The organism is Parafrankia elaeagni, assembly GCF_000374165.1.
Lineage (GTDB): Bacteria > Actinomycetota > Actinomycetes > Frankiales > Frankiaceae > Parafrankia > Parafrankia elaeagni.
In genome coordinates this window covers 145,307-161,259 of the sequence record NZ_KB893717.1, presented here as the reverse complement: position 1 = coordinate 161,259, position 15,953 = coordinate 145,307, and the positions used below count along the sequence as shown (strand labels likewise).

The 15,953-nt window shown below is 73.3% G+C and carries 8 protein-coding genes and 1 pseudogene; all 9 read left to right on the top strand.

Going from position 1 to position 15,953, the window contains the following annotated elements:
- Positions 1-89: 89 nt before the first annotated feature.
- The 9 genes and pseudogenes from B207_RS33540 (at position 90) to B207_RS0111415 (ending at position 15,881) form a co-directional block, all read left to right on the top strand.
- Entirely contained in the window at positions 90-2,528 is a 2,439-nt protein-coding gene (locus B207_RS33540; RefSeq protein ID WP_018636674.1) for a DUF6049 family protein, read from the top strand.
- Complete coding sequence (murJ, locus tag B207_RS41325) at positions 2,525-6,103, top strand: murein biosynthesis integral membrane protein MurJ (RefSeq protein ID WP_018636673.1); 3,579 nt, start codon at positions 2,525-2,527, stop codon at positions 6,101-6,103. Before B207_RS33540 ends, murJ begins: the two co-directional genes overlap by 4 nt.
- Positions 6,104-6,751: 648 nt before the next feature.
- The gene (locus B207_RS0111445) at positions 6,752-8,809 is read left to right on the top strand and encodes a protein kinase family protein (protein WP_026310948.1); all 2,058 of its coding nucleotides are present in this window, start codon (positions 6,752-6,754) and stop codon (positions 8,807-8,809) included.
- A gap of 34 nt (positions 8,810-8,843) precedes the next feature.
- Positions 8,844-9,539, top strand: a pseudogene (gene sigM, locus B207_RS41320) (RNA polymerase sigma factor SigM); the annotation flags it as partial.
- 336 nt (positions 9,540-9,875) lie between these two features.
- A complete protein-coding gene (locus B207_RS0111435) occupies positions 9,876-11,375 on the top strand; it encodes a hypothetical protein (protein ID WP_051102491.1) in 1,500 nt (499 codons plus the stop codon).
- A 238-nt stretch (positions 11,376-11,613) separates the two neighbouring features.
- Positions 11,614-12,657 (top strand): thioredoxin-disulfide reductase, encoded by a 1,044-nt coding sequence (gene trxB, locus B207_RS0111430; RefSeq protein WP_018636670.1) that lies wholly within the window; start codon positions 11,614-11,616, stop codon positions 12,655-12,657.
- Positions 12,658-12,781: 124 nt separating this feature from the next.
- Positions 12,782-13,108, top strand: a complete 327-nt coding sequence (gene trxA, locus B207_RS0111425) for a thioredoxin (protein ID WP_018636669.1) — start codon at positions 12,782-12,784, stop codon at positions 13,106-13,108.
- 682 nt (positions 13,109-13,790) lie between these two features.
- Positions 13,791-15,068, top strand: a complete 1,278-nt coding sequence (locus tag B207_RS0111420; protein ID WP_018636668.1) for an N-acetylmuramoyl-L-alanine amidase — start codon at positions 13,791-13,793, stop codon at positions 15,066-15,068.
- A 174-nt stretch (positions 15,069-15,242) separates the two neighbouring features.
- Positions 15,243-15,881: a GNAT family protein gene (locus B207_RS0111415; protein WP_018636667.1), complete on the top strand. Its 639-nt coding sequence runs from the start codon at positions 15,243-15,245 to the stop codon at positions 15,879-15,881.
- The last annotated feature ends 72 nt before the right edge of the window (positions 15,882-15,953 follow it).

The window sequence follows — 15,953 nt, the reverse complement described above, 5'->3', positions numbered from 1 at the left end:
CGGCCGGAGCGGAGGGCCGCTCCGGGCAGGCTTCATCCACAGTTTCCACAGGACTGTCCACAGACTTGTCCACAGGATCAGCCTCATCTGTGGGAATCGCTGCCGGCCCACCGGTGGCCATCCAGCCCGTCACCCGGACATCTCCTGGCACAACCGGCACGGCGTCGCCGGGCACGGCGCCGTCAGGCACGATGCCGCCGGGAGCGAACCTCCCGATCCGTCTCGCCCTCACTCAGGTCAACCCCCCGAGCGCCGCCTCGCCACAGCTTCAGGTCGCCGGCTCCGTGCTCGTCCAGGGCACCGACGGGCTGACCGACCTCGGCATCGCCCTCGACGTGGGGTCGGCCGTGCGCTCCCGGGACGACCTGAGCCGGCTGAGCCAGGGCGAGCAGGTCCAGAGTGTCCAGTACCGGAAGCTGGCCAGCGGGCTGCTGGACCCGGCCGGCACGATGCTGGGCAGCCCGTTCCGCGCGGAGGCGGACGTCTCCCGCTACGTCCCCCCCGCGGGGGTCGAGGTGCGCCCCGTGCGGATCAGAGTGGTCGGCAGGGTCAACGGCCGGGCCTCGGACATGTTGGCCACGGCGACGACGTTCATGGTCCTGTCCGCCCCGCAGGTGACGGCCCGGACGCAGGTCCTGACCGTGGTGCCGCTGGCCAGCCCGCCGCGGCTGCGCTCGGACGGCCTGCTCACCGACGACGGCCTGCGCGCCGAGATCGCCGAGGGGGGCGGGCTCCGCGAGCTGCTCGACGCGGTCCGCGCCACGGTGGCCCTGCCCTCCGGCCCGCCGACAGTCGCGCTCGGAGTCGACCCCACCCTCGTCCAGGCCCTGCTCCTGATGCAGGAGGAGTACCAGTTCGCGGCTCCGGACGGGCCGAAGGGCGGCCGGCCCGACCCGGACGCCCAGGTCTTCCTCGACATGATCAGGCAGTACGCCGACCTGGGCGGCACCGTCTTCGCCCTGCCCTACGGAGACGTCGACCTGCCCGCCCTCGTCCACGCCGACCAGCTGGACGCGCTGCAGTACTCCGTCAACACCGGCCAGACCGTGATCGCCCAACTCCTCGGGATCGACCCGCAGCGCATCCGGGACATCGCCTTCCCCGCTGACGGGATCGCCGACGCACCGACGGTCAACGTGCTCAGTGCCAACGGCGCCGGCACGGTGATCGTCGACGACGAGCTGCTGCCCGCGGCCCGCTCCGTCACCCACACCCCGTCCGCCGGGGTCACCCTGGCCACCGACAGCGGGCAGGTCCACGCACTCGCCGCCGACCACCGGCTTGCCGATCTCGTCACCGGTTACGAGGGCAGCGAGGCGGACCACGGCGTGGCGCTCGCCCGGTTCCAGGCCGAACTCGCGATGATCACCGCCGAGCGGCTGCGGGTGTCGCGGTCGGCGCCGGGGTCGGTCGTCCTCGCCCTGCCCCGGGACGCGAGCCGGATCCCCCGGGGCTGGCTCGCCGAGATCCTCCGCACCGTCGAGAGCCCCTACTCGACCGCTGTCGGCATCCAGGCGGTGACCGACCCCGCCCTGGACGGCACCCGGCAGCGCGCCGGGCTGACCTACCCCGAGGCGCTCCGGGAGCGCGAGCTGCCGGTCGACTACGTCGACGGCGTCGGCGAGGTCCGGGACAAGGTGCAGACCCTGGCCTCGCTCTTCTGCCCGGCGACCCCCGCGGCCCCCGCGGCCCCCCTCGACTGCCAGCAGACCCGCCGGATGAAGAACACCCTGATCACCGGACTGTCGGCGGCCTGGCGGACGGACCGGCCGACCGGGGTCTCGCTGGTCCAGCAGGCGGACGGTCAGGCCACCGAGTTCCGGGACGGCGTGCGGGTCGTCGGATCGCAGATGGTGAACCTCACCAGCAGCCGCGGCCGGGTGCCGGTGACGCTGGAGAACAGCACCCTGTGGGACGCCACCGTCGTCCTGAAGATCGTTTCCAGCGACCGCGGGCGGCTCATCTCGGCGCCCGAGGTCGCCCGCCGCCTCATCGCCGGCCAGAAGGACCAGATCGAGATCGAGGTCGACGCGGAGAGCGCCGGCACGTTCCCGATCGACATCCGGCTGGAGACCGCCGACGGCAGGACGCTCGGCCCGGAGGCGTCCGCGCGGGTGCTGGTCCGGTCGACGGTCTACGGCGCGATCGCGACCACCATCACGGTCGGCGCGGTCGGCGTGCTGATGGCGGCGGTCGTGGTCCGCCAGCTCCGCCGGCTGCGCACGTGGTCCCGGCGGCGTGCCCTGGCCGGCGGTGCAGGGTCACCTGACCACCCCGAGCCGCCCAGGCCCGAGGCCGGCCGTCCCGAGCCGTCCCGGGCCGGGCCCGGATGGACCGACCAGGCGACGCTGCCGCTGCGGGGCAACCTGCCGAGCGTTCCGGAGCGGGACCCGTATCCGCCGGGCCTCGACCGGTTTCCCCACCATCCCGGTGACCCGGACCACGGCCCGACAGCGCCCTGGGTCGCGGACCGGCCGGCCGCCCCCGCCGGCTCGGGGCCCCGGCCCCGGCGACGGGAAGGCCGGTGACCCCGGCCGACCGGCCTCGGCGGCCCCCCCGCGACGGCCGGGACGGCCGCCCGCACGGGCGGAACCCCGACCGCGGCACCGCCGGCGACCCCTACTCCGTCGAGCGGGATCCCTACTCCGTCGAGCGGTACGCCGACCACGGCGACGAGCACTACGGGAACGCCGCGCGGCCCCGTCCGGAAGACCCGCCGTTTCCCGATGCCGATGAGCGTCTGGACCGCTACCGTCCGAACGTGGCCCGACCCTCCGGAGACTCCTCGACGTCCTGGGACGACCCGGATCCGCACCGGCCCCCCCGTCCCGCCGACGAGTTCGACCCTCGCGACCCTCGCGACCCTCGCGACCAGCACGACCCTCGCGACCACCGCGGCTACGAACAGCCGCGTGACGAGTACGGGCGTGACGGCTACCGGCACGACGGCTACCAGCGCGACGACGGCCCGCCGGTCGACTACCCGCGTGGCAGCTACCCCCCGGAGGCCTACCCGCCGGACGATCACCCGCGCGAGGGCCGCCGGCGGGAGGACTACCAGGCCGGTCATCATCGCCACGACGACCGTCCGTACGACGACCGTCCGTACGACGACCGCGAGTCCGACGGCTACCCGCGGGGCGGCGAACGCGGGCCCGGTGATCGACACGGATATGACGGTCACGACGCGGCGCGCGGCGCGGACACACCCGCCGGATACGAGCGCTGGTATGACGACGAACGCGGCGGCAGCGACCGCGGTGGCCCCTCGTACGACGTGGACCGGCATGGCGGTTCACGGTCCGAGGGGCACCGTCACGACGCCGCGGCCGACGGCCGAGGGCCCCGACGCCCCTGGGCCGACGACGGTTACGACCAGGATGAGGGCTACGGCCGGGACCTCGGCTACGGCTACGGCGCCCGCGGCGAGGGCCGAGGCCGGCACTCCCCGGACAGCCGGGCGGGCTCGTGGCCTGCGGACGGAGCGCCTCCCACGGCCCGCGTGCCGTCCGGTTCCGCCTACCCCGGTGGTCCGCCAGTGCCTCCGACTCCGCCCCCGGCAGCGCCGCCACCATCACCGGCAGCGGCCCGGCGGCCCAGCAGAGACCCGCACGACAGCGGAGCTGGCCGTATCGACCCGTATCCGGGTATGCCGCCCAAGTCATACCAGGTGGATGAGGAAGCGATCAGCGGGTACCCCTCCGGCCCGCACGCTCCCGTGGAACGTCTGGCCGCGGAGCAGACCAGGAGGCTTCCGAGCGCACCGGCGATCCCGCCGCCGTCGGAGGGCGGGCCCGGTGTGCGGCCGGCGCGCGCGCGCACCCCGGCCCCCGGCCCCCGCACACCACTGCCCGGCGGTGGTCGCACGCCGCCACCCGGTGGTGGTCGCACGCCGCTGCCCGACGAGGACCTGTTCGAGGAACTTCCCGCCGACGACCGCACCGCCCGCCTGGCCCCGCCCGCGGCTCCCCCGCCCGCCGACAGGCGCCTCCGACCACCGGCACCGGGGCGCCCCGGACCACCACGGCAGCAGCGCCCGTCACAGCAGCAGCGTCAGCCACAGCAGCAACGCCCACGGCAGCCGAGCGGGAAGCGTCCCGTGGCCGCCACCAAGGGCACCGGCACGGGCAAGGGCGCTGGCAAGGCGGGCGTCGGCCTGGGCCGCGCCAGCGGGACCATGGCGATCGGCACGATCGCCTCCCGGGCCTCCGGATTCCTGCGCACCGTGGCCATCGCGGCCGCCATCGGAGTGGCATCCGTCGGCGACGCCTACACCGCCGCCAACACCACGCCCAACATCCTCTACGACCTGCTGCTCGGGGGCATTCTCACCAGCGCCATCGTCCCGGTGCTCGTCCGCGCCTCGAAGGAGGACCCGGACGGCGGGGACGGCTTCGCCTCGTCCCTGGTGACCCTGACGGTGATGGTCCTGGGCGTGGCGGTCGTCCTGGGCATGTTCGCCGCGCCCCAGATCATCGGCCTGTACATCAAGGGCGACGAGGGGCAGAAGGCCCTGGCAGCGGACATGCTGCGCTGGTTCATGCCCCAGGTGCTCTTCTACGGGGTCGGGGCGACGCTCGGCGCGGTCCTCAACACCAGACAGTCGTTCGCCGCGCCCATGTTCGCGCCGGTGCTGAACAACCTGGTGGTCATCCTCACCTGCGTGGTGTTCATCTTCGCGCCCGGAGACAGGCCGCCGACGGTCGACGGGATCACCGACGCGCAGACCTACATCCTCGCCGGCGGCACCACGCTCGGCGTGATCGTCATGACCGTCGCGCTGCTGCCGGCCGTGCGCGCCGTCGGCTTCCGCTATCGGCCGCGCCTCGACCTGCGCCACCCCGGCCTGCGTGCGGCGTACCGGCTCGCCGGCTGGACTTTGCTCTACGTGGTCGTCAGCCAGCTCGGCCTCATCGTGATCACCAAGCTGGCGACAGGCGGCCAGGTCCTCACGATCTACCAGAACGCCTACCAGATCTTCCAGCTGCCCTACGCGATCATCGGCGTCTCGGTCGTCACCGCACTGCTGCCACGGATGAGCAACCACGCGGCCGCGGGCAAGGACGCGCTGGTCCGCGAGGACCTCTCCACCGCTACCCGGATGACGGTCACCGCGATCGTCCCGTCGGCGCTGTTCCTGCTGGCGCTGGGACGTCCGATCGCCGTCGCGATCTTCCACCACGGTGCTGTCGGGTACGACTCCGCGGTGAAAATCGGTGATGCGCTGAGCGCCTTCGCCGTGGCCCTGGTGCCCTTCTCCCTGTTCCAGGTGCAGCTGCGGGCCTTCTACGCCTACCGGGACAGCCGCACCCCCGCGCTGGTCAACATCGGCGTGGTGGCGACGAATGTCGTCGCCGCGGTGACGCTGTCCCAGCTGGCGGATGTGGAGCACCGCGCCGTCGTGCTGCCGCTGGGCTTCTCGCTGGCCTACCTGATCGGCCTGGCCGCCACCACCGTCCTGCTGCGGCGCCGGCTCGGCGGCATCGACGGGAACCGGATCGCGCGGGTGACCACCCGGGTGAGCGTGACGGCCGGCATCGGCGCCGTGCTCGCCAGTGTCATCGCGGCCGGCCTGCGTGACCTGCTCGGGACGGGCTGGCTCGTCTCGGCGGTCGCGGTCGTCGTCGGACTGGCCGTGGGCGGCGTGGTCTTCGTCGTGGTGTCGGTCCGCAGCGGGCTCTACGAGATGACCGCGCTGATGCGCATGGTGGGAGGCAGGCTCGGCGCCGGGCGCCGCGCTCCGGCCGGTGCCGGTGCCGGTGCCGCCGCGCGGCCGGCCTCGGCGGCCGGAGCGAAACGGCCACCGTCCGGTCGGGCTCCCACCGGCGGTGCCTCGTCGGGCCGTTCCTCCTCAGGCCGTTCCTCGTCGGGCCGACCGCCGGCCGGCGGCGGCTCCTCCGGGCGGTCCGGTTCGGGACGATCAGGGTCGGGCGGGTCCGGAGGGTCGGGGTCCGGAGGGTCGGGGTCCCGAGGGTCGGGCGGGTCCCGAGGGTCGGGGTCGGGCGGGCCCGGGCCGGACCGGGGGCAGGGCCGTGGACGCGGCGGCGGCCCGCGGGGCTCCTCGGGCGGGCGTGGCGGGCCGCCTGGCGGGCGCGGGCGCTGAGCCCCGACGGGCCGGTGGCCGCGAATCCGTCGCCCTGTTTTCGGCCGCCCATGGCACCAAGGTCGTATCCACGGCTTGCCAGCCTGGAGGACCACCGGGGGCACGACAAAGCCTCCTGCGGTTGACGGCGGCGGGCCCAGCACTGCTTCCGATCCCACCTGGCTGTGTCCACCATCCCGCGACACAACGGCACGTAGCAATTACGTGTCGGTCGCGTGAAATTCTTCGGACATCCGGCAGGATCTGGAACGGAGAGTGTCGAGACGAAAACTCCAATCGGATTCGCGCCGCCCAGGCCGCCGGCCCGCTCCATATCCGGGGCGGCGCGAGACGGTGTCCGTGGCGCATCGATAGGCACGCGGTTCCGGTGTGTGTGCCAACCTGGCTTGTCCGAAGACATCCGCGAGATGACTGGGCTCGCCTCGTACACTGAACACGCTGTGCGCGGGCCCCGCCCAACGTCGCCGGTGAACCAGGCGCAGCACCCAGGCTCGCGGCGCCTATGGGCGCCCGATGTCTGCCAAGGCGACGGAGGGTGCCCGGGGTGTTCGTTCACAGTGGCGGAACGCTGGGCGGATCCCCTGCCCGGTTCGGGTGGGGCAACCCGTCGTCGGGTCGGCCGGCGGGTATGTGGACGACGGAGGCGCTGTGGTCGACGGAAGCAACCGACCGCAGGGCGCGGACGTCGATAACGACGTGACGAACGAAGCGTCGGCGCCAGGCCCCGCCAGTACCGCCGTGCTGGCCGAATCCGTTCTCGACCGGCGCTACCGGCTGCTGGCCCCCCTGAACACTCGTGGTCCGGTCACACTGTGGCGGGGCGATGACAACGTGTTGGCCCGTCCGGTGGCTGTCCGCATCGTGGAGCATCTCGACAGCGACGAACCGGACACCGAGGGCGAGATCGACCAGTCCGCTCTCGAGGACATCGCCCAGGCGCTCCTGCGCGCCGCGATCAGCTCGGGGCGGTTCGTCCATCCCGGCGCGGCCTCCACCTACGACGCGACAACCACCACCACCGGTTCGGCACGTGTCTCCTACGTGGTGTCCGAGTGGGTGGAGGGGCGCACGCTGCGCCAGCTCGCCACCGAGACACCGCTGCGCCCCGAGCAGGCCGGCGCCATCGTGCTGGCCGCGGCCCGGGTCCTCGCCGCGGCCCACGAGCGCGGCATCCACCACGGCGGGCTCAACCCCGGTGACGTCATCGTCTCCGGTCACGGCACGGTCAAGGTCGTCGATCTGGAGATCGGCGGCATCCTCGCCGGGCTCGACGGCGCCGTCACCGGCGCGGAGCCCACGATCGGCTCCGCCGAGGCGGAGGGCGGCGACGGCGCGGGCGCCGGTACCGCCGGGGACCTGGCGGATGTGCGGGCCCTCGGCGCGCTGCTCTACGCCGGCCTCACCGGCACCTGGCCCCTCGTCGGCGAGCACGCCCTGCCGGCGGCCCCGACCTCCGACGGGCGGCTGCGCACCCCCCGGCAGATCAACAGTGCCGTCCCCCGCGACCTCGACGCGATCACGCTGGCCACCCTCGGCGACGAGCGCGCCGGCGCGCCGATCACCACGGCCGCCGACCTGGTCGCCGAGCTGGAGGCCGTCAGCCCGGTCGACCAGGTGCTCGACACCGGCCTGATGAGCCTCGGCGACGACGGCCCGGTCAGCACCGAGGCGATGTCGATGGACCCCTACGGCCCGGGCACCGCGGACTACCCGTCCAACGGCAGCTACCCGTCCAACGGCAGCTACCAGGGCAACGGGGGCTACCAGGACAGCTCCGGTTACGACGGCCGCGGCGGCTACGGCTCCAACCCGGCCAACGGCTACGGCGGCCGCGAGCGCCCGGGCTACGACCAGACCTCCTACCTGGGCCGCGACGGCTACGACCAGACCTCCTACGACGAGCGGGGCTACGGCGCCCGCGGCGGCTACGACGAACGTGACAACCGGGGCTACGACGACCGGGGCCGCGGCTACGACGGCTACCCCGCCCAGCGCGGGCCCTCCGAGCCACGCCGCTACGACGACGGCGGCGGTCCTGTGCCGCCGTCGTCCGACAGCCGGCGCGGCGGCGGGGCGGACGGCGCCGGTGGCACGGTCAGGCGTCTCCTGCCCTGGCTCGCGCTGCTGGTCGTCATCGCCCTCGTCGCCGTCGTCGCGGTGATCGCGCTCCAGCCGCAGGACGGGGACGGCGAGCCGGGTACTGAGGCTGGCGGCCCGTCGGGGCCCGCGGGCGTGTCCGCCGGGCAGACGATCCCACCGGCCGAGGTCAGGTCCTTCGACCCGCTGAGCTCCGACGCGGTGAAGGACGAGAACCCGGAGACCGTTCCGAACGTGCACGACGGGGAGCCGGCCACCCAGTGGACCACCGACGGGTACGACCCTCCTGGCCCGTTCGGCGGTCTCAAGAGCGGCGTGGGGCTGCGGTTTGCCTTCAACGAGGCCATCCGCCCCAGCGAGGTCGTGGTGACCGTCGGCACCCTGGGGCCGGTCACCTTCGAGCTGAGGGCGTCCGACACACTCTCGGAGAACATCAACGACTACGCCGTCGTCGGCGACCCGCAGGCGCAGAAGCCCAGCGGTCCGGCGACCATCGTCATGCCGTCCGACCAGCAGGAGCACAGGTACTGGGTGATCTGGCTCACCAACCTGCCGACCGTGGACGGCAAGTTCAAGGGGTCGATCGCGGAGGTCGAGTTCCGGAACTGAGCAGCGCGGGACGGTGGGCTGGGACGGAGCGACGGTGACGCCGTCTCCGGCCGGGCGCCCGGTGGTGCCTGGCTCCCTTGGGGCGGATCCGGACGTGGACGCCGAGGCGCTGCGCCGGCATGTGGCGGGTGATCCGGAGGCGTTCGGCGAGCTGTTCCGGGCGCACGCGGACCGGCTGTGGACGGTCGCGTTCGTCCTGCTGCGTGATGCCGAGGACGCGGCGGACGCCGTCCAGGAGGCGATGCTCTCCGCGCACCGCCGCGCGGCCGACTTCCGCGGCGAGGCGGCCGTCGGCACCTGGTTGCACCGGATCGTCACCAATGCTGCTCTGGACCGTCTTCGCCGCCGCGCGGTCCGCCCGACAGTGCCCCTTCCGTCATCTCCTGACGGTGTCCCCTACGAGCCGGTCGACGCCCGCGACGCGATCGCCGAGCACGACACCCGGATGGACATCCGGACCGCGCTCGCCCTGCTCCCGGACACCCTGCGCGTCCCGGTCGTGCTGGTGGACGTCGAGGGGCGCCCGGTCGCCGAGGTCGCCGAGATGCTGGACATTCCCGTCGGCACGGTGAAGAGCCGCTGCGCGCGGGCCCGGGCCAGACTGGCCGCCCATCTCGGGCATCTCGCCCCCAAAAGCACGCCGCAGCCGGCATTCGGGAACCCGGGGGCCTCGCCTTCCGTCTCAGATGAGGGACGGCGCGACGCACGGGACGGATCCGATGAGGGCATCACGGTGCCGGCGAGCGACCTGGCAGCGGCACCTACGACAGCAGCGGTATCTACGACGGCGGAGGCGTCTGCCACCGGCCGCGGCACGACCAGCCGCGCAACGGCGGGCAGCGCAACGGCGGGCGACATCGCCGCTGCCGGTCCGGCCGCGCAGGTCTCCGCCAGCCTCGCCGCGGAGGCCGCTGTCGGCCCGGCAGGCCCCGGTGGTCCGGGGGGTGCTGCCACGGCGGCGTCCGGTGACACTGGTCCGCCCGGGTCGGCCGGCCCGATCAGCCTGAACGAACCGACCGACCTGACGGCCGGGTGGCCAACTCGCCGAAGGAGGTGATCAGCGGTGATGACGGACAAGCACGGCGCCCAGGACTCGGATCCCGGCTGGCACCTCGGCGACCCGAGCGGCGCCGACGACGCACACGGCCCCGGCCCCCTCACCGATCCGGGCGCACCCGACGACGCTCCCGCCGATGACACGTCCTCGGTGACCCGGCGCGGCTCGCACCCCGACATCGAGGTGCTCGACGCCTATCTCGACACTCATCCGGAACCCCCGGGCCCGGGCCGTTCCCGGGTGATCACCGCGTCCCGGGTCGACCGGCACGTTCGTGGGTGCGTCACCTGCCAGGAGACGCTCGCCGCTCTGCACCGGGTCCGCTCGGAACTTGCCCGGCTGGCCACCATGACGATGCCTGACGAGGTCGCCGCACGCATCCAGGCGGCCCTCGCCTCCCGTTCCGGCGCCGGTGGTGACGACGCCGAGCCGGCACCCGGCCGAGGGCCGACCGACGGCTCCGGCGAGGCTCGCCGGGCCGGCCAGGTCGCGAAGGCAGACCGACCCGGCGGCACGAACGGCCCGCACGGCCCGCACGGCCCGCACGCTGACGGCGGTCCCCTGGGCGGGCCTGGCGCCGGTGGGATGCACGACGACCACCCCGGCGGTGCCGCGGCGCCTGGTGGGCTCGGCAGCCGCCGTCCCCGCGTCGCCGCCGGCCGCCGGCCGCGGAGGCTGGAGCGGGAGCCCGGCCGCGGCCCCGGACGCGGCCCCGGACGGGTCGGCGGTGGGCTGGTTGGCAGCAGGCAGGACAGCCGTGCGTCGCGGCGCGGGCAGGCGGCGCAGGGCCGCGACCGGATCACCCGTGACTGGGTGTCGATCGCCGCCGCCTGCGTGGCGCTGCTCGCGTTCGGCACCGCGCTCCTCGCCGTGCGCGCGCTGACCGGCGGGGGCAGCGAGTCGTACTCGGCAGCGACCTCGGCCAGCGACCCGGCGGTGGAGGTCGCTGCCGACAGCGCGTCCGGGCCGGCGGCCGCCGCGGCGCCCGTCCCGGACACGCGCGACACCCGTGCGCTGGCCGAGGCGCCGGACGGCACCTTCGTGCTCGTCGGTGATTCCGACGAAGTGCTCCGCCCCGCGACCGTCGTGGCCCACGGCCACGCCCTGCTGGCCGGGCGGATCGCGGTGACACGGCTGACCTGGTCCGTGGCGGGGGCGCCGTCCCCACGGGCGGACGATCCGCTCCCCGCCCCGCCCCGCGCCGGCGAAAGCGGGCCCGGCGACGCGCTGGGCGGGCAGAGCACGCCCCTGCAGAACACCCCGGCGTCCCTCGCCCGGCTGATCGACACGCCGCAGCTGCGGATGTGCTATGACGGCCTGGCAGCGCAGACCGGCGGCGCGGTGATCGCGCTGGACCGGGTCCGCTTCGACGACCAGGCAGCCATCATGATCGTTCTTTCGGTCGCGGGACAGCCGACGTCCACGCGGCTCGTGATCCTCGACGCGCACTGCGGGATCGTGCCGGCGCACAGCGCCGTGTGGTACAGCGTGAACGCGAACCGTGCGTGACCAGGTGATCATCGGTGGCTGTGGCGGAAGGTGCGGGACGGGCACGGGCGCGGACCGCCCATGGGTGCCAGCCCGCCCCGGATGCCGCCGGCCACACTGACTCACCGGAGGAATCAGCGGCGGGTGCCGGGGGTTATGCGGGCAGACATCACGTCGACCCGGCACCCGCGGCCGGCACCGGCCGACAAGCCGAACAGCAGCCGGCGGGGATCCGCCGGCGACCACGAAGGGAGCGGGTGTGGCAGGCCAGGGCAAGGACCAGGCGGCCCCGACCGCCGGGACCGAACGTTCCGGCGAGCGGGTTCTGGACGTCATCATCATCGGATCCGGGCCGGCGGGCTACACCGCGGCGATCTACACGGCCCGCGCGAGCCTGCGCCCGCTGGTGTTCGAGGGCGCCATCACCGCCGGCGGCGCGCTGATGACCACGACCGAGGTGGAGAACTTCCCCGGCTTCCCCGAGGGCATCCAGGGCCCGGAGCTCATGGGCAACCTGCGCGCCCAGGCGGAGCGGTTCGGCGCCGAGCTGATCCCGGACGACGTCACCGAGGTCAACCTCGCCGCGAACCCGAAGGTCGTCAGGGTCGGCGAGGAGACCTACCTGGCCCGGTCGGTGATCATCGCCACCGGATCGGCCTACAAGAAGCTCGGCGTCGAGCACGAGGACCGGCTACTCGGCCGCGGCGTGTCCGCCTGTGCCACCTGTGACGGTTTCTTCTTCCGGGACCAGGACATCGCGGTCGTCGGCGGCGGTGACTCGGCGATGGAGGAGGCCACGTTCCTCACCCGGTTCGCGAAGTCGGTCACCGTCGTGCACCGCCGGGACAAGCTGCGCGCCAGCGCGATCATGCAGGAGCGCGCCTTCGCCGACCCGAAGATCAGGTTCCGGTGGAACGCCGCGGTCGAGGAGGTGCTCGGCGAGAACAAGGTGTCGGGTGTGCGGCTGCGCGACACGGTCACCGGCGCCACCGACGAGCTGGCCGTCACGGGCCTGTTCGTGGCGATCGGTCACAATCCTCGGACGGACCTCGTCCGCGACCAGCTCGAGCTTGACGAGGAGGGCTATGTGAAGGTGGCCCACCCGACCACGCTGACCAACGTCCCGGGTGTGTTCGCCTGTGGTGACGTGGTCGACCACACCTACCGCCAGGCCATCACGGCGGCCGGCACCGGCTGCTCGGCCGCCCTCGACGCCGAGCGTTACATCGCCGGTCTGGAGGGGGCGTCCGACACCACCGCGCAGGCCCCCCGCCAGCCGGCACCCGAGCTCGCCGCCACCTGAGCTCTCCGCCACCCTGAGCTCTCCATCACCGAAGCCGGCGGCCGAGCCGGCCGTCGGCGACCACCCCAGACCCCTCACACCCCACCCCCGCCCGACCCGGTACGCAACCCGCAAGGAGATTCCCATGGCAGGCGCCACACCGTCGGTGACGGACAACACCTTCGCCGCCGAGGTACTCAAGAGCGACAAGCCCGTGCTCGTCGACTTCTGGGCCGAGTGGTGCGGCCCGTGCAAGATGGTCGCGCCGGTCCTCGAGGAGATCGCGAAGGAGCATGGCGAGAAGCTCCGGATCGTCAAGCTGAACATCGACGAGAACCCGGAGATCGCCCGTCAGTACCAGATCATGTCGATCCCGACGATGGCCGTCTTCGTGAACGGCGAGGTCGACAAGACGATCGTCGGCGCGAAGCCGAAGGCCGCGCTGCTGCGCGACCTGGCGTCGTACGTCTGAGCGGGCTGCCGTCCGGTCCCCCGGCCGGCGGCCTGTGCGCCCGGACCCATCCGGCACCGGCCTGACCTGATCCAGAAACGACGGCCCGCTCCGCTCGGAGCGGGCCGTCGCTGTTTTCCCCTCCCGGCCCGCTCCCCTCCCGGCCGGACCCGCTGTCGGTCCCGGCCGGGATCCGACCTGGCCCGCCCGCAGCGTCACGTGACGCCACGTGGCGCTGCGTGGCGCTGCGTGGCGCTGCGTGGCGCTGCGTGGCGCTGCGTGGCGCTGCGTGGCGCTGCGTGTCGCTGCGTGGCGCTGCGTGTCGCTGCGTGTCGCTGCGTGTCGCTGCGTGTCGCTGCGGCTGCCCGTGGTGCCAGAAAGCGGTTGCGGGGCGTGCCTGGGGCGCCAGGTGGCGCTCCACGGCCCTGTACGGGCCGTGGACATGATCGAAAGCGGAACGCAGGGCCCTGGCCCACCCACTGCCGTTACCTTCGATCACACGCGGTAGTGACACCCGTTTTCCGCATGTCCGGCGGGTACCAGACCGGGTAATCGTGCGTGAGTGCCGAAAGCCGGACGATGGGCATCGCCGTCCTCGCGCGCCTGGGCCCATGCCCTAATCTGATGGCGGGATCCGGCGGCCGGACCGGTCCGCGCAGATCGGCGGTCCGGTGAACGCACAGGTGATGAAAGGTATTTCTTCGTGAAGCTGCTGCGGCATGGCGACCGTGATCCCTCCGTAGCCGAGGCACGGGCAGCTTTCATCTACCTCGGCTTCCTGCCTGTCGCACCGCGCCAGCAGTCCAGTTCGTCAGATGTCGACGCACCGGCCGATCAGGCCCGGCCGGACAGCGCCCCGAATTCGGTCGGCGCCACCGACTCGACCGGCGCCACCGGTTCAGGTGTCGCCGCAGGTCTGGGCAGCACGGCCGGTTCGGTGGAGGCGTCCGATACGGCCGAGCTGTTCGACCGGGAGCTCGACAACGCGGTCCGGGCCTTCCAACAGAGCCGTGGCCTCTCCGTCGACGGCATCATCGGGCCGGACACCTTCCGCGCGATCGAGGAGGCACGCCGCCGCCTCGGCGACCGTCTCCTCTACTACAGCGTCACCCACCCGTTCGTCGGCGACGACGTGGCCGCCCTGCAGGAACGTCTGTCGAACATGGGGTTCGACGTCGGCCGTGCCGACGGCATCTTCGGTGCCCGCACGGACGCCGCCGTCCGAGACTTCCAGCGCAACCGCGGCCTCGACCCCGACGGCCTGTGCGGCCCCCGGACCCTTCGCGAGCTCAAGCGGCTCGAACGCACGGTCACCGGCGGCCGGCCGGACGTCCTGCGGGAGTCGGTGCGGCTGCTGGCCCGCGGGCCGTCCCTGCTCGGGATGGTCGTCGCCATCGACCCCGGCCACGGTGGCGATGACCCGGGTGTCACGAACGGCTCCCTGTGTGAGCGTGATCTGATGGCCGACCTCGCCTCCCGGCTGGAGGCACGCCTGCTGGCGTCAGGGCTGGAGGCACACCTGGTGCACGGCCCGCACGAGTCGCCCCCCGAGGCGGAACGCGCGGCCCGGGCGAACGAGATCGGCGCCGACCTGCTCGTCTCGCTGCACGTCGACGCGAGCGGTTCCAGTCAGGCGCAGGGCGTGTCGACCTACTACTACGGCCACGCACGCGGATCGTCGGCAGTCGGCGAGCGGTTCGCGCTGCTCGTCCAGCGAGAGATCATCTCGCGGACCGACATGGTCGACTGCCGGGCACACTCCAAGACGTGGGAGCTGCTGCGCCGTACGCGCATGCCCGCGGTCCAGATCGACCTCGGTTACCTCACCAACGCCCACGACGTGGCCGCGCTCGCCTCGACCGAGTTCCGGGCCGCGGTGGCTGAGGCGCTGCTCGCCGCCACCCAGCGACTGTTCCTGCCACCCGAGCAGGACCCACCGACCGGTCAGCTGCGGGTCCCCCGCATCGCGGCTCGCACCTGACGCCGGCCCCCGCCGGCCGTCGGATGGCCCTCCGACGGCCGTCCGACGGGTTTCACGTGGAACACGTCACGGCGTGCCCGTGGTCACCAGAGGCGCTGGGCGTCCTAGGCTGTCCGAGGTAAGCGAAAGGACCGGCCTGACGGGATCATCCCCACCGCTGGGAGGCACTGCTCGATGAGTCGACGGATCGCGAACATCACGCTCGACAACATCGACGACATCCCGCTCCCCTGCCGGCGGTGTGTCTTCTGGGAACTCGACCCGGTCGCCCGCAGCCGGGCGGAGGAGGCCGGCGGCACCGACATCGAGAAGGAAGCCTGGGTGTCCTCCGCGCTCCTCGAATGGGGCAGCTGCGGAAAAATCGTTTATGTCGATGACGTCCCGGCCGGCTTTGTGATGTTCGCGCCGCCGGCGTACGTCCCGCGGGCCGTGGCCTTCCCGACCAGCCCGGTCAGCCCGGATGCCGTGCTGCTCACGACGGCCCAGATCGTCCCCGAGTTCACCGGCCAGGGCCTGGGCAGGGTCATCGTCCAGTCGGTGGCGAAGGAGATCACCCGCCGCGGCTACCGTGCCATCGAGGCGTTCGGCGATCTCAAGGGCTCCGGCACCCGCTGCGTGGTGCCTGCCGACTATCTTCTGGCCGTCGGGTTCAAGACGGTGCGCCCGCACCACCGGTGGCCCCGGCTGCGGCTGGAGGTCAAGAACGCGGTGAGCTGGCGGGAGGACGTCGAGGTCGCCCTCGAGCGCCTGCTCGGGTCGATGAACCCGGAAGGCGTCCTGCGCCAGGTGAACCCTGTCCCCGGAGCGATCTGAGGCCCGCCCCTGCATCGGCGGGGCGGGGCGAGGCGAGGCGGAGGGCGGAACGGGGCAGCACAGGGCGGAACG